At 68.8% G+C, this 19422-nt stretch carries 14 protein-coding genes and 1 pseudogene; 7 read left to right on the top strand and 8 right to left on the bottom strand.

Annotated features, from left to right (window positions below; genetic code table 11):
* Window positions 1–958: 958 nt before the first annotated feature.
* The 5 genes and pseudogenes from EV647_RS43170 to EV647_RS29670 form a co-directional block, all read right to left on the bottom strand.
* Window positions 959–1303: pseudogene (locus EV647_RS43170) on the bottom strand (PIG-L family deacetylase); the annotation flags it as partial.
* A gap of 213 nt (window positions 1304–1516) precedes the next feature.
* The gene (locus EV647_RS29685; RefSeq protein WP_134008699.1) at window positions 1517–2947 is read right to left on the bottom strand and encodes an NAD(P)H-hydrate dehydratase; all 1431 of its coding nucleotides are present in this window, start codon (window positions 2945–2947) and stop codon (window positions 1517–1519) included.
* Between the two features lie 2 nt (window positions 2948–2949).
* Window positions 2950–3300, bottom strand: coding sequence for a holo-ACP synthase (locus EV647_RS29680; RefSeq protein WP_130384581.1), 351 nt, complete (start codon window positions 3298–3300; stop codon window positions 2950–2952).
* An 87-nt stretch (window positions 3301–3387) separates the two neighbouring features.
* Window positions 3388–4392 (bottom strand): LacI family DNA-binding transcriptional regulator, encoded by a 1005-nt coding sequence (locus tag EV647_RS29675; RefSeq protein ID WP_238177452.1) that lies wholly within the window; start codon window positions 4390–4392, stop codon window positions 3388–3390.
* Between the two features lie 31 nt (window positions 4393–4423).
* On the bottom strand, window positions 4424–6262 hold the full coding sequence (locus tag EV647_RS29670) for an alpha-glucuronidase (protein WP_134008693.1): 1839 nt from the start codon (window positions 6260–6262) through the stop codon (window positions 4424–4426).
* Window positions 6263–6434: 172 nt separating this feature from the next.
* Between EV647_RS29670 and coaA the strand changes: the two genes are divergently transcribed.
* Entirely contained in the window at window positions 6435–7388 is a 954-nt protein-coding gene (coaA, locus tag EV647_RS29665) for a type I pantothenate kinase (RefSeq protein ID WP_166680041.1), read from the top strand.
* Here coaA and EV647_RS29660 read toward each other — a convergent pair.
* Window positions 7369–8472, bottom strand: coding sequence for an MFS transporter (locus EV647_RS29660; protein WP_255517914.1), 1104 nt, complete (start codon window positions 8470–8472; stop codon window positions 7369–7371). The two genes, coaA and EV647_RS29660, sit on opposite strands and share 20 nt — an antisense overlap.
* Window positions 8473–8658: 186 nt before the next feature.
* On the opposite strand from EV647_RS29660, the gene EV647_RS29655 reads away from it, so the two are divergent.
* From EV647_RS29655 to murQ, 6 genes are all read left to right on the top strand, one after another.
* Window positions 8659–9219 (top strand): 4'-phosphopantetheinyl transferase superfamily protein, encoded by a 561-nt coding sequence (locus tag EV647_RS29655; protein ID WP_202876352.1) that lies wholly within the window; start codon window positions 8659–8661, stop codon window positions 9217–9219.
* Between the two features lie 81 nt (window positions 9220–9300).
* The gene (locus EV647_RS29650) at window positions 9301–11874 is read left to right on the top strand and encodes a glycoside hydrolase family 3 N-terminal domain-containing protein (protein ID WP_134008686.1); all 2574 of its coding nucleotides are present in this window, start codon (window positions 9301–9303) and stop codon (window positions 11872–11874) included.
* 11 nt (window positions 11875–11885) lie between these two features.
* Window positions 11886–13169 carry an exo-beta-N-acetylmuramidase NamZ domain-containing protein gene (locus EV647_RS29645; protein ID WP_134008683.1) on the top strand — a complete coding sequence of 428 codons (1284 nt, stop codon included), beginning with the start codon at window positions 11886–11888 and terminating at the stop codon, window positions 13167–13169.
* A complete protein-coding gene (locus EV647_RS29640) occupies window positions 13166–14890 on the top strand; it encodes a serine hydrolase domain-containing protein (RefSeq protein ID WP_134008680.1) in 1725 nt (574 codons plus the stop codon). Before EV647_RS29645 ends, EV647_RS29640 begins: the two co-directional genes overlap by 4 nt.
* Window positions 14891–14926: 36 nt before the next feature.
* Window positions 14927–15814, top strand: a complete 888-nt coding sequence (locus tag EV647_RS29635) for a MurR/RpiR family transcriptional regulator (protein ID WP_131335130.1) — start codon at window positions 14927–14929, stop codon at window positions 15812–15814.
* A 66-nt stretch (window positions 15815–15880) separates the two neighbouring features.
* Complete coding sequence (gene murQ / locus EV647_RS29630) at window positions 15881–16765, top strand: N-acetylmuramic acid 6-phosphate etherase (RefSeq protein WP_134008677.1); 885 nt, start codon at window positions 15881–15883, stop codon at window positions 16763–16765.
* Here murQ and EV647_RS29625 read toward each other — a convergent pair.
* Together EV647_RS29625 and EV647_RS29620 are read right to left on the bottom strand one after the other, a co-directional pair.
* Complete coding sequence (locus tag EV647_RS29625; RefSeq protein ID WP_202871191.1) at window positions 16757–17920, bottom strand: low temperature requirement protein A; 1164 nt, start codon at window positions 17918–17920, stop codon at window positions 16757–16759. The two genes, murQ and EV647_RS29625, sit on opposite strands and share 9 nt — an antisense overlap.
* Before the next feature lie 10 nt (window positions 17921–17930).
* Window positions 17931–19376, bottom strand: a complete 1446-nt coding sequence (locus EV647_RS29620) for a ketol-acid reductoisomerase (protein ID WP_134008674.1) — start codon at window positions 19374–19376, stop codon at window positions 17931–17933.
* Between the last annotated feature and the right edge of the window lie 46 nt (window positions 19377–19422).

Below are 19422 nucleotides of genomic sequence, written 5' to 3'. Positions count from 1 at the left end.
CGTCGATGGTCTGGCCGATGCCCATCGACTGGATCGCCTGCGAGCGGCCGAGACGGTTCGCCTGCGGTGCGGTGTTCTGCAGCCACTCGTCGTACTCCTGCCAGTTCCCCCAGCGCTGGAAGCGCCCTTCGGCCGCGGAAACGATCCGTACAACGTTTTCCGTGTAGCCGGTCGCGTGGTCGATGGTGGTGTAGAGCGCGGAAACCTTCGCGTTCTGGTCGACGGTCGCGGTAGCGGCAGGGGTGACCGTGAAGGTGATGTCGGCGCTCGATCCCTTGCTGACCGGTTTCGGGCCGTCGGTCGACCAGCCCGCCGGCACCGTCAGCGCGACGTTGCCCTTGGCAAGCTTTCCGCGGAGGTGCACGGTGGCCTCGAAGGGTTCACCGGCGACGTTGTAGAACCTTTCGAAGGTCAGGTACTCGAGCGTCCCGAGCGGCAGCCCGCCCGGATCGGGTTTGGTCGCTCCGAACAGGATCGCGTCGTCGCGGCCCGCTGCCGCGTTGCTGTTCGGCTGGAACGGCACGAACGACTCGGTCATGCCGAACCGCGGACAGGCGGGAACCGACGTGCCCTTGTACATCACGCGGCTCTGGGTCGGGTATGCCGCGCGACCCTCGTCCGCGACCTGCTGCCAGATCTTCGGCGTACCAGCGGTCTGCCCTTGCGTGTTACCGGCCGGCCAGGTGTACGGCGAGTTGTAGCCGGTCCACACGCCCGCGACGGTATCCAGGCCGGTCGGGGTGAATCCGGTGGTGCAATTGGCCGAGGTCGTCGTACCGCCGGTACCTGCGGTGGCTCCGCCGGAGAAGACCTTCTTCACCTGCCAGGTGCTGAGCGCGTCCGGACCCTTGAGTTGCTCGGGGAACATGTTCGGGTCGGCGGCCGCGAGTACGCCTTCCCAGATCAGCCGGCCGGCCTGCTGATGGTTTCCGTGGCCGGCCGCGAGGGTCGGGGTGAAGCCGATGTAGATCTCCGGCTGCGTCTCGCGGATCACCCGCGTGACCCGCCGGAGCGTCTCCTGCTCGTCCCAGAAGTACTGCGTCAGCGGCGCGCTCTGGTTGTAGAAGAAGTCGATCCGGTCCAGGTTGAAGATGTCGACCGTGCCGGAGCGGTAGTGCGCGACGCGGTCCTCGTTCTCGCGCCGCAGACCGAGCTCGGGCCCGAGTTCGGGGCCGGTCGCGTTGCCGCCGCCTTCACCTCGGGTCACCATGATCACGCCGCACTTGACGCCGTACTGCTGATGCCAGACACCGCACGGCCCGATGATGCTGGTGTCGTCGTCCGGATGGGCCCACTCCCCCATCACGTCGATCTTCGTCTGCCGATCAGCCACGTACGGCTGGGTCGTCTGGGATGTGGCCACGGCCGGCACCGGCAGCGCGGCGAGCAGGACAAGAATCACGAACCCGGCGAATCGCTTCACGTGCACACTCCCAAGGCGGCGGAGGCAACGCTCCAGTCCTACGTCCGCACCACAGAGCCGCGCAACCGCTTACCGCGCGTCCCTCTGCTGGGTTCAGCTCAGGAGGCGGCGGGTTGCTTCCGGGAGGGCTTGGGCGACGGTGATGGCGGTGATCGGTCCGCCGTCGGATGCGAGGTTGGCCGCGGCGGCATGCAGGTACGCGCCGACGCTCGCCGCGTCGAGGGCGGTCAGACCGCCGGCGAGGAGAGCGCCGCAGAGTCCGGCGAGCACGTCGCCGGCACCGGCCGTCGCCAGCCATGGAGTGGCGTTCGTGTTCACCCGGACCTCGCCGTCCGGACCGGCGATCACGGTGGTGGAGCCCTTGAGCAGGACAGTCACGTCGAAGGTCTCGGCCGCGAGCCGCGCGTACTTCAGCCGCTCGGCCTCGACGGTCGCGCGATCGACCCCGAGCAGACGAGAAAGCTCGCCGGCATGCGGTGTGATCAGTACGTCGACGTGGTCGCCGGAGTCGTCGAGCGCTTTCAGACCGTCCGCGTCCAGGACAACGGGCTCCTCGGCGTCGAGCAGCTCGCGGATCCAGGGGACGTCGAGCTCGTCGCCGAGTCCGGAGCCGATGGTCCACGCCTGCACCCGGCCGTCGCCGACGACCTCCGGGTGAGCTTCACGGACGGCGCTCGCCACCGCGTCCGGACCGACGTACCGCACCATGCCGACGGGGCCGGCGAGAGCGCCCGCGGTGGCGATCACCGCAGCGCCTGGGTACTGAGCGGAGCCGACCATCAGGCCGAGTACGCCGCGGGAGTACTTGTCCGACTCGCCGTGCGGGACGGGATAGAGCGCTTTGATGTCCGCGGCTTGGAGCGCCTGCACTTGCGCGGGTGGGAGGTCGAGTCCGATGTCGACGAGGTGAACCGGGCCGCAGGCCGTGGCGGCTGGGTCGACGAGATGGCAGATCTTGTGCGTGCCGAACGTCACGGTGAGCGCGGCGTTCACGTGCGACTCGGGCGTCTCACCGGTGTCCACGTCGACACCGGACGGCGTGTCAACAGCCACGATCGGTACGCCGTACCGCTCGGCAACCTGCACCACGGCAAGCGCCTCAGGCCGAAGCCCGGGCCGCCCACCGATCCCCACAATCCCATCCACCACAACGTCGGCCCCGGCAACAGCACTCTGGGCGGCCGTGGTGCCGTCGGAGGCGGAGGACGCGGTGGCGGGGATCGCTTGGCCGCCCGCTGTTTCGAGGGCGGCGAGGCCTGCTGCGTGCGGCTTGTCCGACAGCAGGACGGCGGTGACCTGGGCGCCGCGGCGGGCAAGGTACGCGCCGGCGTACAGGGCGTCGCCGCCGTTGTCGCCGGAACCGATCAGGAGAACCACGCGGGCGCCGTACGTGCCGCCGAGGAAGTTGCTGATGGCAACCGCCAGCCCGGTCGCCGCCCGCTGCATCAGCGTGCCCTCCGGGAGCCGCGCCATCAACGCCGCCTCAGCCGCCCGAACCTGCTCAACGGTGTGTGCGCTACGCATGGTCAGCCCTCCAGGACGACTACCGCGGAAGCGATGCCGGCGTCGTGGCTCAACGAGAGGTGCAGGCTCTGTACGCCGAGTTTGGCTGCCTGCGCCGCGACGGTGCCGGTGATCTCCAGCCACGGCCGGCCGGTCTCGTCGGTCTGCACCTCGGCGTCGTGCCAGTGCATACCCGCGGGCGCCCCGAGCGCCTTCGCCAACGCCTCCTTGGCAGCGAACCGTGCCGCCAGCGACGCCGGCGGCTTCACCGCCTCCACGGCGGTGAACACCCGATCCCGCAACCCCGGCGTACGCTCCAGCGTCCGCATGAACCGATCCACGTCGACCACATCAATACCCACGCCGACGATCATGCCGCCCACCCTAACCGCCCCCTTCGCCCCGCACCTTCCGGGTTGGGGAGGGTTTCCCGCCCGATTCGGCACAAAACTCTCCCCAACCTAGCTAGAGGGAGACGCTGTGGACTGGCGGATTCGCAGGTCGACCGCCAGGTCCAGGCGGAGGGCGGTGGGGGTGCGGCCTCGGGAGAGATCGAGTACGACGCGGGTCGCGAGTTCGGCCATCTGCTGCAGGGGCTGGTGGACCGTGGTGAGGGTCGGAGTCACCCATTGCGCCACCGGAAGGTCGTCGTACCCGACGACCGACAGGTCTCGCGGGACCTCCAGCCCGAGTTCACGGGCAGCCTGGTAGACGCCCAAAGCCTGCATGTCGCTGCCGGCGAAGATCGCGGTGGGCCGGTCGGGGAGCCGAAGCAGGGCGAGCGCCTCGCGATGGGCGCCGCCGACCTCGAAGTCGGCCCACCGGATCAGCCCCGGATCCACATCGACACCGGTCGACCGCAGCGCATCGGTGTACCCGTCGACGCGTTGCCGCGAGCACAGCGTCTCGATCGGACCGCCGATCATCCCGATCCGGGTGTGACCGAGCGTCCGCAGATGTGTCGTCGCGAGCCGGCCGCCGTTCCAGTTCGCAGAGCCGATCGACGGTACGTCGTCGCCCACGTCGCCGACCGGATCTACGACCACGAACGGGATCCGCCGCGCCTCCAGCTGCGCACGCTGGTCGGCGTCCAGGTCCGAGAACACCATGATCACGCCGAGCGGCCGCCGGTTCAGCACCGACTCGATCCATTCCTGCCGCGGCCGGAGCGTCCCGCCGCACTCGGACAGCACGAGCTCGACGCCCTCGGAACGTACGACCTCCTCGACGCCGCGGATCAGCTCCATCGCCCACTCGCCGCCGAGCTGGTTGAACACCAGGTCGATCATCGGGCCGGCAGATGTACTCGAGCTCCGCCGCCGGTACCCGTGCTCCTGGATCAGGCTCTCGATCCGGGCCCGGGTCGCCGCCGCCACGTCCGCGCGCCCGTTCAGCACCTTGGAGACGGTCGGCACCGATACCCCGGCCTGCTCCGCAATTTTCGCAATGGTCGGCCGCTCGGCCACGACGCCTCCCGATCCGAAACTTTCGAACAGCCTACCTATGGATCGTGCGGCCGTGGGCATCCGGTACGCCGGAAAGCCGGTAGAAGAACGTGTTGACCTGGTCGCGCCACTCGCGGGCGTTCGACAGTTGGGTCTCGAAGCGGGCGGTGATGTTCGCGCGGATGGCCGGCTCGAAGCGCTCGGCGATCACCTGCCAGCGCGCGACCATCGCCTCTACCTCGGCGTACCCCTGGAAGTGGGTGTCGTAGATGTGTTGCAGCACGGTGCTTCCGCTCTGCAGCACGTGGTCGTAGGGCACGTGGTGGAAGAACAGCAGCAGCTCGTCGGGGCAGGTGTACACGTCCTCGTACAGACTCGCGAGGGGTTCCGGGTACTGCCCGGTGAACCCCGAGCCCGTCTTGACCGTCCGATCCACGCCGACGCCGTACCGATCCGCGAAGTGGTACGTCCCCGCGCCCGAGAACTCGTACCCGTTCACGCTCGGCCCGTAATGCGTTCCCGGCGTCACCATGAACCCGACGCCGAGCGGTGCGGTATACCGCTCGTACGTCTGCCACGACCCGGACAGGATGGTCACCAGCTCGCTTCGGGTCCGGTCGTCCATCGCGAAGGTCGCGGCCGCCCACTCGTGCAGCAGGCTGATCGGGTCCGCGGCCGGGTCCCACGCCAACCGGCCGAACGCGTAGAGGTTGCTCTGCGCAAGCTTGTGCCCGGTCCAGTTGGGGTCGTCGCCGACGTTCGACACGGCAACGATCGCACCGATGCGGTCGGCAACGGTCACGCCCCCGCCACCGGTCGTGTCGAACTGCAGGATCTCCCGCCACCAGGGCCCCAGGTAGCAGAGGTCCTGCTGCTGGCCGGAGTACTCCTGCGTGACCTGCAGCTCGACACCGAAAACGGTTTCCTGGAGTTCCCCGAGCAGCGGGGCGACCGGCTCCCGGACCTGGAAGTCCAACGGCCCGTGTTTGACCTGCAAGACAACGTTTTCCTCGAACCGCCCGTCCAGCGCGATGAACGAGTCGTACGCCGCTCGCGCCCGATCCGCCCGCCGATCCCGCCAGTCCTGTTCGGGCTCCGCGCCGGAACATCGCCAGAAAACGCTTCCGCCGTACGGCGCCACTGCCCGCGCCAGCAGGTTCGCGCCCTCGGGATCACGGGCCGTCCGCACGACGAGACCGCCGAGATCCGGTACGACGTCGTACACCCGGGCGATCGTGGCGTCCCACCAGCGCGCGACCCGCTCGTCGCGCGGGTCGTCGATGAAGTCGACCGCGAGGCTCAGCGCGATCCCGTACTCACGGAAAGCGCCGGCCAACCGCGCCACGTCGGGCAGTTCGGCGGTGGCGAGCGCGACCGCGTTGATCCCGATCGACGCCAGCAACCGCGCGTACGCCCGAACCCGTGTGAGGTCAGGTACCACCGCACCGTCGCGGAAAAAGATCGATCCGCCCGCGTATCCGCGCCGTACGACACCGGACAGCTCGTCCCAGTGGTCCAGCATCCGAATCGGTACGGCGGGCTGCTCGACGACGGTGAAGTCGCCGCTCATCCACTCGAAGTACCGCAGCACGTAGAAGTACCCGTACAGCAAGCCGTGCCCGCCCTCGGCCGCCACCACGAGATCGTTGCCCCGTCGCACCACCACGAACCCCTCGACGCCCAGCCCGTGCTCGGGAACCGCGGCCTCGACCTCCTGCCAGAGAGCCGTCTCCCGGACCCGGGTCAACGTGCACACTGCGATCTGTACGTCGGTGCGGAAACGACGGATCTGCCGGACCTCGGCGCGGATCGTCTGCGCGAGCACGCCCGAGGCATGCACGGTCACCTCAGGCAGGCGTTGCGTACCAAGCCAGGCGGAATCGGCGGTCATCGAAGGGTGATACTTACACACCACACGGTCACGACCTGGTGACCGAAAGTTTCGAGACCGTACCGTAGCTGAGACACACCGAGACACACCGGGACACTCCGAGACACTCTGAGACCAAGGCCACGCCCTCCCGATGTGGGTGCATCCGGCGCCGATGGGAAGAATGGGCCACATGCTGCAGCCGTCGCGGGAGGTGACTCCCTACACCGAGCTCGACCGGGCCACCTGGGCGCAACTGGCCGAGACCACCGTCTCCCCGCTGACGGCGGACGAGGTCGAGCGGTTGCGCGGTCTCGGGGACGAGATCGACATGGACGAGGTCCGCGAGGTGTACCTGCCGCTGTCGCGGATCCTCTCGCTGTACGTCCGGCACGCCCGCGCGCTGCACGCCGACACCGAGAGCTTCCTCGGCAAACAGGTGGAGACCCGCACCCCGTTCGTGATCGGGATCGGCGGATCGGTTGCCGTCGGCAAGTCCACGACCGCGCGACTGCTGCGCGAACTGCTGGCTCGCTGGCCCGAGCACCCGCGGGTCGCGCTCGTCACCACCGACGGGTTCCTCTGGCCGAACGCCGAACTCGAACGCCGCAACCTGATGCAGCGCAAGGGCTTCCCGGAGTCGTACGACCGCAAAGCCCTGCTGCGTTTCGTGGTCGAGGTGAAGTCCGGGATGGACACGGTCGAGGCGCCGGTCTACTCCCACCTGCACTACGACCGGATGGAAGGCGTACGGACAACCGTCGAGCAACCGGACATCCTGCTGCTCGAGGGCCTGAACGTCCTGCAGCCGGCGCCCCGGCACGCGGACGGCAAGAGCGGTCTCGCGGTCAGCGACTTCTTCGACTTCTCGGTGTACGTCGACGCGGCCGCCGACGACGTCCGCTCCTGGTACGTGGCCCGCTTCCTCAAACTCTGGGAAACGGCGTTCCGCAACCCCGAGTCGTACTTCGTCCGGTACGGCGAACTCAGCCGCGAGGAAGCAATCAAGAAAGCCGAGTCGCTCTGGGACGGCATCAACGGCCCGAACCTGCGCGAGAACATCCTCCCCACCCGCTCCCGCGCCACCCTCGTCCTCCGCAAAGGCCCCGACCACGCCGTCCGCTGGGTCAGACTACGGAAGCTCTGACTACGGAAGCTCTGACGGCGGGTACGACGGCCAGTGCTACGACCGCGGCGGTCAAGGCGAACGCGACGGGATAGCCGGTGCCGCCGACGATCGCGCCGAAGGCCAGTGCGCCGAGGCCCCAGCCGCCGTCGTACGCGAGGTTCCAGAGGGCGCTGACCTGGCCGTAGCGGGAGCGGTCGACGCGGTTGTACATCAGGGTCAACGTCAGGTTCTGCGCGGCGCCGAAGCCCGCCCCGAAGCAGGTGGAGCCGATCAGGATCGCGATCGGGCTGGGCAGGAAGATCAGCGATCCGGCACCGACTGCGGCGAGCAGGAGAGCAGGTGCGAGGAGCTTCGCGGGACCGATGCGGTCGGCGTACCGACCGGCCAACCAACGCGCGGCCGGCGCCGCGATCGCCTGCAGCAGAAGGGCCGACGCGACCATCGACTGCCTGTCCCCGGCAACGGCCAGCGGCAGGAACGTGACGCTGATCCCAGCCGCGACAGTCACCGCGGCAAACACGAGAGTCGGCATCAACAGCCCACTCCGCCGTACGCCGCCCAGCACCTTCACGTGCTGCTCTTCGACAGCGATCCGCGCCGGCAGACCGACCAGCATGACCAGCCCGGCGAGCGAAGCGACGGCCGCCAGCACGAACAGCGCACCGAACCCGATCACGTCGATGAGGTAAACCCCGAGCGGCAGCCCGATCACCGCAGGCACACCAACGGCCACGCCGTACACCCCAAGCGCCTCACCCCGCCGAGCCGGCGGCGTCAGGTCGGCAACCAGCGCAACCGCCCCAACCACCAGAATCGCCAGCCCCGCACCACGCACGATGCACACAGCCAGCACAACCGGAAGCGACGCAGACCCCAGCAGCACAAGCGAAGGCGCCCCCAGCAGAACCAGCCCCAACCCCAACACAACCTGATAACCCCACCGCGCCAACATCCGCGGCACCACCAACTCAACCCCCACCGCAGCAAACATCATCGCCGCAGTAGACAGCCCAGCCCCCACACCCCCAGACCCGTTGGCCGCCAGATACATCGGCACCACCGAGGTCAGCAGATACATGCTCAGCCCCGACCCAAACACCATCACCAACAACCGCACGAACTGCCTACTCAGAAGCGGGCTAACACTGACTGCAGGAACCTCGCACACGGTGGCCATACCAAGAAGCTAAAGCCAAACCGGTACGCCCCACAGATCCAGTTCCCCACCACCAGACAGGACCAGTTACCACATCACTTTGTCGACATGACGCTCAGATACGCTCTTCTCGTGGGACGTCCCGTCCAGGTGTGGCTGGCGCCGGTCGGTGCTGAGCCGCGGCTCGCAGCCCACAACCTGCTGCGCACGCTCGGGAGCACGCTCGTCGACAACCCGACCCTCCGTCATGACCAGAGCGGCCGACCACTCATCCCCGGGTTGGCGGTGAGCATCTCGTACTCCCGCCACCTCATCGCTGTTGCTGCGTCGTACGGCGGGCCGGTTGGGGTGGATGTTGAGGAGGTCCGGGCGAGGGATGTCGCGGGGCTTGCTGGGCGGTGGTTTGCCCCGCGGGAGTTGGAGTGGATGGGGCGGCAGGACGACGAGTTGGTCGCGTTTCTTCAGTTGTGGACGGGTAAGGAGGCTGTGGGGAAGGCGCTCGGGGTTGGGCTTGGGGAGGCGGGGTTGCGGCGGGAGATGCCGCTCGGGGGTGGTGCGGTCGAGTCCGTGCCTGGGCTGGTGGTGACGCACCTGGGGTGGCCGGATGCGGTGCTCGCCGTCGCGGCGCCGGCGGGCGAGGTGGAGGTCAGCCGGCGGTCACCGACTCTTGACCCACCGTGCGCGCGTGGGTAACTTTCGCGTCGCGGGGGAATATCTGTAATTCAATTACCTTGGCGCTCGCCCACGCCCGCCCGGACTGAGTTGGGGACACCGATGGAACTGACCCGACGCCAAACCCTCGGACTAGCGGCGGCCGCCGTCGCTGGATCGACGGTCGCAGGCACCATGACCGCAAACGCCCAGCGCGACCCCTGGGTCCGCGACACGCTGAGCCGGCTGACACTGGAGCAGAAGGTCGGCCAGTTGTTCGTCTGCTACGCCTACGGACCGACCGCCGACACAGCCGACGCCCGCAACACCAGCCTGTACGGCGTGGCCACGCCGGCCGAGGTGGTGGCGAAGTTCAACCTCGGCGGCGTCATCTACTTCGCCTGGACCGATTCGGTCCGCGACCCGGACCAGATCGGCCGGCTGTCGAACGGACTGCAGGCCGCCTCGCTCGCCGCCAGCGGCGTCCCGCTGCAGATCAGCACCGACCAGGAGTACGGCGTCGTCTTCCGTTTCGGACCGCCCGCGACCCAGTTCCCCGGCGGGATGGCGCTCGGCGCGACCCGGTCGGCGGCCTTTGCGCGATCCGCGGGGCGGATCGGCGGCCGGGAGATGAAGTCGGTCGGCATCACCACCGACTTCGCACCGGACGCCGACGTCAACGTGAACCCGCTGAACCCGGTCATCGGGGTCCGCTCGATCTCGTCCGACCCGGCGCTGGTCGCCGAACTCGTCGCTGCCCAGGTCAAGGGCTACCAGCGCGACGGCGGGATCGTCTCGACCGCGAAGCACTTCCCCGGGCACGGCGACACCGACACCGACAGCCACGTCGGCATCCCGGAGATCCACCACACCCGCGAGGAGTGGACCCGGATCGACCTGCCGCCGTTCCAGGCCGCGATCCGGGCCGGGATCCACTCCATCATGACCGCGCACATCGTCGTACCGGCACTCGACCCGTCCGGTGACCCGGCGACGCTGAGCAAGCCGATCCTGACCGGGATCCTGCGGCAGCAGCTCGGGTTCGACGGCGTGGTGATCACGGACTCGCTGGGGATGAAGGGGGTCCGCGACAAGTACGGCGACGCGGAGATCCCGCTCCGGGCGATCGAGGCCGGTGTCGACCAGCTCCTGATGCCGGTCGATCCGGGGCTGGCGTACAACTCGGTCCTGAACGCCGTCCGCGGCGGCCGGATCAGCGAGGCCCGCATCGACGAGAGCGTCGCGCGCATCCTCTGGCTCAAGCGCGCCACCGGCGTCGTCGACGCGCCGTACGTCGACCTGTCCCGGATCGCCACCGTCGTCGGTACGCCGGCCAACTACGCCGAGGCCCAGCGGATCGCGGACCGCAGTATCACGCTGCTGCGCAACGACGCGGACCTGCTCCCGCTCTCCCCCGCGCCCCGCACGATCGTCGTCGCGGGATACAGCCCCAAGACGCTGGCGACCGCACTGCAGAGCCGGGGCGCGACCGCGATCGTGAAGGACACCGGCACGACGCCGACCGATGCCAAGATCGCCGACGCGGTGGCCGCCGCCGCGAACGCCGACCTGACCGTCGTCCTCACCAACAAGGCCTGGGACACCACGGTCACCGACAAGCTGGCGAAACAGCAGAAGCTCGTCAACACGCTGCTCGCCACCGGCCGTCCGGTGATCGTGGTCCCGGTCCGCGACCCGTACGACGTCGCGTACTTCCAGACCGAACCGGCGACGTCGCTCGTCACGTACGGCAACGCGGCCGTGTCGATGGAGGCCGTCGCCAAGGTCCTGTACGGCGAGATCGCGCCGGCCGGAAAGCTTCCGGTGGAGATCCCGGCCAAGCCGGATCCGAACCGTCCCGGTCCGGCTCCCACGCTGTACCCGTTCGGCCACGGGCTCACCTTCGACCCCGAGGTCACCCGGCTGACCGTTGCCTCGTACAACATTCATGCCGGCGCCGGCGAGGACAACGTATTCGACCTCGACCGGACCGCGCAGGCGATCAAGGCGCTGGACGCGGACATCATCGGGCTGCAGGAGGTCGACGTGCACTGGGGCGACCGCAGCCAGTGGCTGGACACGCTCGCCGAGCTGGCCGGCAAGCTCGGGATGTACCCGGCGTTCGCACCGATCTACGACCTCGACCCGCCTGCAGCCGGTCAACCGCGGCGCCAGTACGGCGTCGGCGTGCTCTCGCGGTTCCCGGTGGTGCGCTTCGAGAACCATCCGATCACTCGGCTCTCCACCCAGGACCCGAACCCGGTCCCCGCGCCGGCACCCGGTTTCCTCGAGGCGGAGGTCGATGTCCGCGGCCGCCGGCTGCACGTGTACTGCACCCACCTCGACTATCGCGCCGACCCGTCGGTCCGGCGGGCCCAGGTCGACGACACCCTGAAGATCCTCGCCGCCGACAGCCGTCGCGACCTGCAGGTCCTGGTCGGTGACTTCAACGCCGAGGCCACCGCGCCGGAGCTCGCCGGGCTCTGGACCCGGCTGACGGACTCGTGGACCGCTGCCGGTAAGACGAGCGGCGGACCGAACACCTACCCGGCGGTCGCCGCGAACAAGCGGATCGACTTCGTCACCGTCGGCAAACGCCTGACCGTACGGAGTGCCGAAGTACCCGCCGAGGTCCCGGTCGCCGAGGCAGCCAGTGACCACCGTCCGATGATCGCCGACCTCTCGTTCCGTCCCTGAGGAGACCTCTCATGAAGCGACGCAGTTTGCTTGCCGGCGCCGGTGCAGTCGCCGCCGCCCCGCTGATCGACATACCCCAGGCACACGCTGGGCAGGCCGTGACCAGCCGAAAGGTGATGACCGGCGCCGAGGTACTCGCGAACGACGGCTGGGGCGCCCTGGCCGGCCAGAAGGTCGGCGTGATCAGCAACCCGACCGGGATCCTGCCGGACTTCACGCACATCGTGGACACCATGCACGCATCCGGGAAGGTGAACATCGTCGCGGTGTTCGGTCCAGAACACGGTTTCCGCGGCAGCGCGCAGGCCGGCGGTTCGGAGGGCGACCACGTCGACCCGCGCACCGGGATCATGGTGTACGACGCGTACGGCGCGAACGCCGACAAACTGGTGAAGCTCTACACCCAGTCCGGTGTGGAAACCGTTGTGTTCGACATCCAGGACGTCGGCGCCCGGTTCTACACCTACATCTGGACGATGTTCGAGGCGATGCTCGCCGCGGTCCGCACCGGCGCCCGCTTCGTGGTCCTCGACCGCCCGAACCCGGTCGGCGGGTACGCGCGCGGCCCGATGCTGAAACCCGGCTACACCTCGGGCGTCGGCAAGAAGGAGATCCTCCAGCAGCACGGCATGACGGTCGGCGAGCTGGCCCGGATGTTCGACGCCGAGTACCTGCCGCTGGAACCGAACGGCGGCCGGCTGAAAGAACTGACCGTCATCGAGACCAAGAACTGGAAGCGCGACCAGCTGTACGACGACACCGGCCTCACCTGGGTGATGCCGAGCCCGAACATGCCCACCCCGGACACCGCGCTGCTGTACCCGGGCCTGTGCCTGTTCGAGGCGACCAACATGTCCGAGGGCCGCGGTACGACGCGGCCGTTCGAGCTGATCGGCGCGCCGTACGTCGACCACCGCTGGGCGGAGGCGCTGCAGGCCCGGAACATTCCGGGCGTGGCGTTCCGCGAGGCGTACTTCACGCCGACGATCAGCAAGAACGCCAACGTCCTGTGTGCCGGCCTCCAGGTGCAGATCCTCGACCCGCACCAGGTCGAGGCGATCACCGTGGCGACGCACATGATCGTCGAGGCCCGTAAGCTCTACCCCGCATTCACCTGGCGGGCGGAGACCCCACCCGGCCGGTGGATCGACCTGCTCACCGGGTCCGATCGGTTCCGCACCATGCTGCTGGCCGACGCGACCGCGGAGGAGATCGTCGCCGCCTGGAGGTCCGAGACCGACGCCTGGACGGCCCGGCGGGCGAAGTACCTTCTCTACAAGGGAGCGCACCGATGAAGCGGTGGGCTGCGGTCACGACGACGTCTGCGGTGATACTCACGATGGCTTCCCCTGCTGTTGCTAGCGGCAACAACTCCGGCCGGTTCGACCAGCCGTACGACGGCTATGCGCCGAAGACCACGCTGCTGCGCGACGCGACCCCCGCGAAAGCCGGCCTGGACCCCGCGCCGATCGACGCTGCGCTGGCCCAGGTCGCGGCCTGGACCCAGCCGAGCGGAGCGACGAAACCGCTGTACGCCGGCGCCGTCACGCTGCTCGGCCACAACGGGAAGATCGTCACCCGGACGGCGACCGGCCTGGCGCTGAAGTACGCCGACGGGCAGGGTACCGAGCTGCCGCCGGACCAGCAGATCCCGATGCGCACCGACACGATCTTCGACATGGCCTCGGTGTCCAAGCTGTTCACGTCGATCGTCGTGCTGCAGCTGGTCGAGAAGGGCAAGGTCGACCTGGACGCGCCGATCGCGACCTACATCCCGGAGTTCGCGGAAAACGGCAAGGAAACCGTGACCGTGCGGCAAGCACTCACGCACACGAGTGGATTTCCGTCCTGGCTCCCGCTGTGGAGCGCCCAGCCGGATCCCGCGTCCAGACTGCACATGGCGCTGACCGCGAAACTGCAGAACCCGCCGGGTTCGACGTACCTCTACAGCGACCTGAACCTGATCGCGCTCGGTGAGCTGGCGCACCGGGTGACCGGGAAAACGCTGGACAAGCTGGTCGCCGACGGGATCACCAAACCGCTGCAGATGCGCGACACCGGCTACAACCCCGACCCGAAGAAGAAGCAGCGGATCGCCGCCACGGAGTACCAGGCCTCGCCGCCGCGCGGCATGGTCTGGGGCGAGGTGCACGACGAGAACGCCTGGTCCCTCGGCGGTGTCGCCGGCCACGCGGGCGTGTTCAGCACGGCCGACGACATGGCCGTGCTGGCGCAGACGTTCCTGAACGGCGGGAGCTACCGCGGCGCCCGGATCCTCAAGGAATCCTCGGTGACCGCGATGATCACGAACTTCAACCAGGGCTTCCCCGGCAACGACCACGGCCTCGGCTTCGAGCTGAACCAGCGCTGGTACATGGGCGGCCTGTCCGGACCCCGCACGGCCGGCCACACCGGCTACACCGGTACGTCACTGGTGATCGACTTCGACTCCCGCTCGTTCGCGATCCTGCTCAGCAACCGCGTGCACCCGAGCCGCAACTGGGGCAGCAACAACCCGGCCCGCCGTGCGGTTGCCCAGGGCCTCGCACTCGCCCTCGGCGTCGGCCCGCGGCATGGCAAGGACGCCTGGTTCTCCGGTACGACGGACAACGCGACCAGCACGCTCGACGCGAAGGTCGCCGTACCGGCCGAAGGCGCGAAGCTCGCGTTCGACCTGTTCGTCGACACCGAGGTCTCCGATCTGCTGTACCTGGAGACCTCCACGGACGGAACGACCTGGACGAAGGTTCCGTTCTCGGTGCGCGACCGGGGCTCGGTGATCGACACCGACGGCTCGATCAGCGGCTCCGGTGACCGGCACTGGCACCAGGTCACCGCCGAGCTCCAAGCCGGCGAGCAGACCGTTCGCTGGCGGTACACCTCCGACCCGCTGTACCAGGGCCGCGGGGTGTACGTCGACGGTGTGAAGATCACGAGCGGGGCTGGTCAACTTCTCGACGGTGAACGATCGCCGGAATCATTTACCGCAACAGGTTGGAGACTTTCGCGTCGATGACCCCATCTCGTGCATAGTCGCCGTACCGTGGCTGCCATGAATTCAACAACCTCTCCAGAACCCACGGGGCCGCTGCTGGTCCGGGTCCGCGCGGTGATGCCCGCGCTGGCGCCGGCCGAGCAGCGGGTTGCGAACGCGGTCCTCGCGGACCCGGGCGGAGTGGCGGCGATGACGATCTCCGAACTGGCCGAGGTGGCGTCCACCTCGGAGACCACGGTCATCCGGTTCTGCAAGCAGATCGGCGTCCCCGGCTATCCGCAGCTCCGCCTGCAACTGGCGGCCCAGTCGGCGCAGGAGAGCATCCGGCCGGAGGTCGGCGGGGACATCGAGCCGGGCGACTCGCTGGCCGACGTGGTCAGCAAGGTCGCGTTCGCCGACGAGCGCGCGGTCCGCGAGACCGCGCAGCAGGTCGACGTGGACGCGCTGGCCAAGGTCGTCGACGCGGTGGTGAACGCTTCCCGGGTCGACCTCTACGGTTTCGCCGCGAGCGCGTTCGTAGCCCTTGACCTGCAGCAGAAACTGCACCGGATCCGCCGGGTGGCGTTCGCCTGGTCGGACGTGCACATCGCGCTGACGAGTGCCGCGCTGCTCGGCGAGGGCGACGTCGCGATCGGCATCTCGCACACCGGCACCACGGTCGAGGTCGTCGAAGCGCTCGAGGAGGCGGCCAAGCACGGCGCCACCACGGTCGCGGTGACGAACTTCCCACGCTCGCCGCTGGCCCGTACGGCGGACCTCGTCCTCACCACGGCCGCGCGCGAGACGACGTACCGATCGGGCGCGATGGCCAGCCGGATCGCGCAACTGACGGTGATCGACTGCCTGTTCATCGGAGTCGCGCAGCAGGTGCTGCCGGACGCGCGGAAGGCCCTCGAGGAGACCGCCAGCGCGGTCCGCGGGCACCGGCTCAAGGGATCCGACTGAGGTCGATCAGTTCCGTCAACGATGAACGGAATTGAAAAACCTTCAGTAGAAAACTAACATAATCTCGTGACCTCACCGACCGAGCAGCGCAACCCGAGAACGCTGGCCATCGATGCGGTGGGCACGTCCGAGATCCTCCAGTTGCTGAACAACGAGGACGCCCTGGTCGCCGGGGCCGTCAGCGCGGTGATCCCGGAGCTGACCAAGGCCGTGGACGCCGCCGTCGAGGCGGTCCGTGGCGGTGGCCGGGTGCACTACTTCGGCGCCGGTACGTCGGGACGCCTGGCGACCCTGGACGCCGCCGAACTGCTGCCCACGTTCCACGTCCCGGACGGGCTGGTGGTCGCCCACCACGCCGGCGGCACGGAGGCGTTGCTCCGCGCGGTCGAGAACGTCGAGGACTCCGAGGAGGGCGGCGCCCGGGACGCGGCCGCCGTCACCGGTCAGGACCTCGTCGTCGGCCTCGCTGCTTCCGGGAGCACGCCGTACGTCGCCGGTGCCCTGAAGGCCGCCCGCGCGGCCGGGGCGACCACCGTGCTGGTCACGTCCAACCCGGACGCCCCGCTGGCGCCGCTGGCCGATGTCGTGATCGCCGCGGACACCGGCCCCGAGGTGATCGCCGGCTCGACCCGGCTGAAGGCCGGCACCGCGCAGAAGATGATCCTGAACGCGTTCTCGACGACGCTGATGATCAAGCTCGGCCGCACCTGGTCCAACCTGATGGTCGACCTGGTCGCCACCAACAAGAAGCTCCGCGGCCGGATGCTCCGCATCCTCGCCGAGGCCACCGGCGCCGACGACGCCGCCTGCGAAGCCGCCCTGGCCGAAGCCGACGGCGAACTGAAACCCGCCCTCGTCCACCTCCTGACCGGCACTCCCATCCCCGCCGCCCGAGCCGCCCTGGAGGCAGCTCACGGCCGAGTAGCGACCGCCCTCGCCGAACTAGGCTGACCGCTCCACCGGTGGTCGCAGGACCAGGGTGACGACGATCAGGGCCATGAAGACTGCGGTCAGCGCGAACGGGACCGGGATCAGCGGGTCCAGCAGCACGAGTACGGCGCCCACGGGTACGACGATGTTGACCACGCGGTCCGCGTTGTCGCGCAGGGCGATCCACCAGATGCCGAGGACGAAGATCGCGATCGGGATCGTCACCGTGTAGGACGCGGCGAGCTCACTCAGCTCGGTGTGGTGGGTGATGCTGTCGATCTCCACCTCGATCCCCGCCGAGAACGCGCCGGCCGCGGCGAACACGAAGTAGTGCACGTACCCATAGCGGATCGAGCGGGCGAACGACGTGATCGCGGTGTGGTGCGGCGGCCAGAAGTAGATCCACCAGAGCGCGGCGGTGACCACCAGCATGAGCACCGACAGCGCGATCAGCTCGCCGAGGTGCTCGTGCTCATGGACGGCGTCGAAGATCGCGTTCGCCGAGGCGAGCAGGCTCTCGCCGAGCAGGATGAGCGTGAACAGGCCGTACCGCTCGGTGATGTGGTGCGGGTGCCAGGGTGTCGTCCAGCGTCGCTCCGCCACCACCGGTACGGACAGCTCGGCCAGCACGAACACGAACCAGGCGACGACGACGATCTTCTCGGACATCACCAGCGTGGTCAGCCACAGCACCTGCACGATCGCGATCCCGGCGGCGTACCGGAGGGTCGCCTGCCGGCTCTCCCCTGCCGTGTGGGAGGCCCGCAGCCACTGGGCGATCATCGCGACCCGCATCACGATGTAGCCGAACACCACCACGGTGAAGTCGCGGTCGGTGAAGACCGGCTCGATCCCGGCGGCGAGCACCAGGACACCGCTCATCTGCACGATCGTGAGGACCCGGTACAGCCAGTCGTCGGTCGCGAAGGACGTGGCGAACCAGGTGAAGTTCATCCACGCCCACCAGATCGCGAAGAACACCATCCCGTAGGACAGCAGGCCCTCGGCGATGTGCTTCTCGGACAGCGCGTGATGGAGCTGCGCCGCGGCAACACTCACCGCGACCACGAACACCAGATCGAAGAACAACTCCAGCGACGACGCGGTCCGTCCAGGCTCCTGCGGATCCCGAGGCCGCATCGGAACCAGCCGCAACCGCGTCGTAGAGGGCGTCATGGCGCCTAGGCTAAACGGAGATGTCCACGGATGGGCGGAGCTCGGCCGCCGCGGCGAGCGCTTCGTGGGCGGGATTCTCCAGGAAACCCTTCATGAGCTCAGGATCGGCGGGGTGGTCGAGGTTCGGGAGGGTGAGCTGTTCGTACGCCGCCTGGAAACGGGGCCCCCAGCGGCGGGTGCCGAGGCGGGCGGTGCGGGAGCAGTTGTCGACCATGTAGGCGACGTCGCGGGCGTGCATGTACGGGAGGAGCGAGTCGACGGCCTCGATGACCGACTCGTTGACGATCTCGGACCACGCGTGACCGCGGGCCGCGAACTCGTCCACCTGCGCCGTCATCGTCGCCACGAACAACCCGGCGGTCAGTGGATCGATGCGGGCCGGCGCAGTACCGCGGCGGGCGTGGGCCTCGGCGCTGTGCGACCACATCGGACTGCCGCCGATCTCGGTCATCGGACGGGTGGCGAGTCGGCGTTCGGCGAGGATCACGCTGCGCAGTTCGGTGCCGTCGGCAACCTCGTCGTACACCTCGGCGACCAGGTCACGGGCCGGTCCGTACGCCGCGGAGTACGCCCGGTCGAACAGCTCCTCGTCCCCGCTTGCCGCCCGCACGGCCGCGAGACCTTCGGTCGAGATGGTCCGCGCGATCGGCCCGGTGATCGCCTCGGTGGACCGCTCGTACGCCGTCACCGGGTCCGCGCCCTCGATCCGGAAGTACCGGTACAGCGCCTCCACCAGACCGTGCACCGCTCCGAGCAGGATCGCCCGCTCACCGACGATGTCCGACAGGTACTCGGACCGCAACGTGGTCGCGAACGTGTACGGCGACCCGAGCCCGATCGACCACGCGAGCGCCCGGTCCCACGCGTGCCCGTCCGGATCCGCATGTACGGCGATACTCGCGTTGATCCCGGCCCCGTTGACAGTGGCGCCCTGCTGGTACAGGCGCCGTACCGAGTCCCCCATTCCCTTCGGGCACACCGCGACGACCGGATGCCCGTCAGGGAAGGCGCTGCCGATCGAGGTCAGATGACCCAGCAGGAAACCGTGGGACAGGCCAATGGTCGCCCCGGGCTTCAGGACCGCGAAGATCTCCTCGTGATGCGCCGCCAGCGCCGCGTCCGCGATCAGCAGGATCACCAGGTCCGAGGCCGCGGCCACCTCGAGCCAGTCCCCCAGCGTCCCGTCGTCCTCGCTGAACCCATGCCTCCGTGCGTCCTCCGCCGATGCCGACCCCGGCCGCAGACCGACCGACACGACCAGACCGGTCCCTTCCAGCGAGTCCCGCAGATTCAGCGCCTGCGCGCGTCCTTGCGGTCCCCAGCCGAGGACGCCGATCCGCTCCACATCGTGCAACGCCGCAGGCAGCAGACCGAACAGGTCCCGCCCGCCCCGCACGATGTCCTCGGACCCGCCCGGCACCTGCATCTGCTCAACCCGAAACACCGAACTCTTCATGCCCACCAGTCAAAGGGCGGCGCGCACATTGCAGCAAGCGCAATGT

Source organism: Kribbella sp. VKM Ac-2566, assembly GCF_004366005.1.
Lineage (GTDB): Bacteria > Actinomycetota > Actinomycetes > Propionibacteriales > Kribbellaceae > Kribbella > Kribbella pratensis.
The sequence above is the reverse complement of the archived record's forward strand: the minus strand, read 5'-3'. Positions and strand labels throughout refer to the sequence as shown.

Excerpts from the sequence above, each read along its gene's own strand:
- EV647_RS29625 (WP_202871191.1), bottom strand. The coding sequence starts at position 17,920 with ATGACGCCCTCTACGACGCGGTTGCGGCTGGTTCCGATGCGGCCTCGG.
- coaA (WP_166680041.1), top strand. The coding sequence starts at position 6,435 with ATGCTGCAGCCGTCGCGGGAGGTGACTCCCTACACCGAGCTCGACCGG.
- EV647_RS29650 (WP_134008686.1), top strand. The coding sequence starts at position 9,301 with ATGGAACTGACCCGACGCCAAACCCTCGGACTAGCGGCGGCCGCCGTC.
- EV647_RS29635 (WP_131335130.1), top strand. The coding sequence starts at position 14,927 with ATGAATTCAACAACCTCTCCAGAACCCACGGGGCCGCTGCTGGTCCGG.
- EV647_RS29685 (WP_134008699.1), bottom strand. The coding sequence starts at position 2,947 with ATGCGTAGCGCACACACCGTTGAGCAGGTTCGGGCGGCTGAGGCGGCG.
- EV647_RS29640 (WP_134008680.1), top strand. The coding sequence starts at position 13,166 with ATGAAGCGGTGGGCTGCGGTCACGACGACGTCTGCGGTGATACTCACG.
- EV647_RS29680 (WP_130384581.1), bottom strand. The coding sequence starts at position 3,300 with ATGATCGTCGGCGTGGGTATTGATGTGGTCGACGTGGATCGGTTCATG.
- EV647_RS29645 (WP_134008683.1), top strand. The coding sequence starts at position 11,886 with ATGAAGCGACGCAGTTTGCTTGCCGGCGCCGGTGCAGTCGCCGCCGCC.
- EV647_RS29660 (WP_255517914.1), bottom strand. The coding sequence starts at position 8,472 with ATGGTGTTTGGGTCGGGGCTGAGCATGTATCTGCTGACCTCGGTGGTG.
- EV647_RS29620 (WP_134008674.1), bottom strand. The coding sequence starts at position 19,376 with ATGAAGAGTTCGGTGTTTCGGGTTGAGCAGATGCAGGTGCCGGGCGGG.
- EV647_RS29670 (WP_134008693.1), bottom strand. The coding sequence starts at position 6,262 with ATGACCGCCGATTCCGCCTGGCTTGGTACGCAACGCCTGCCTGAGGTG.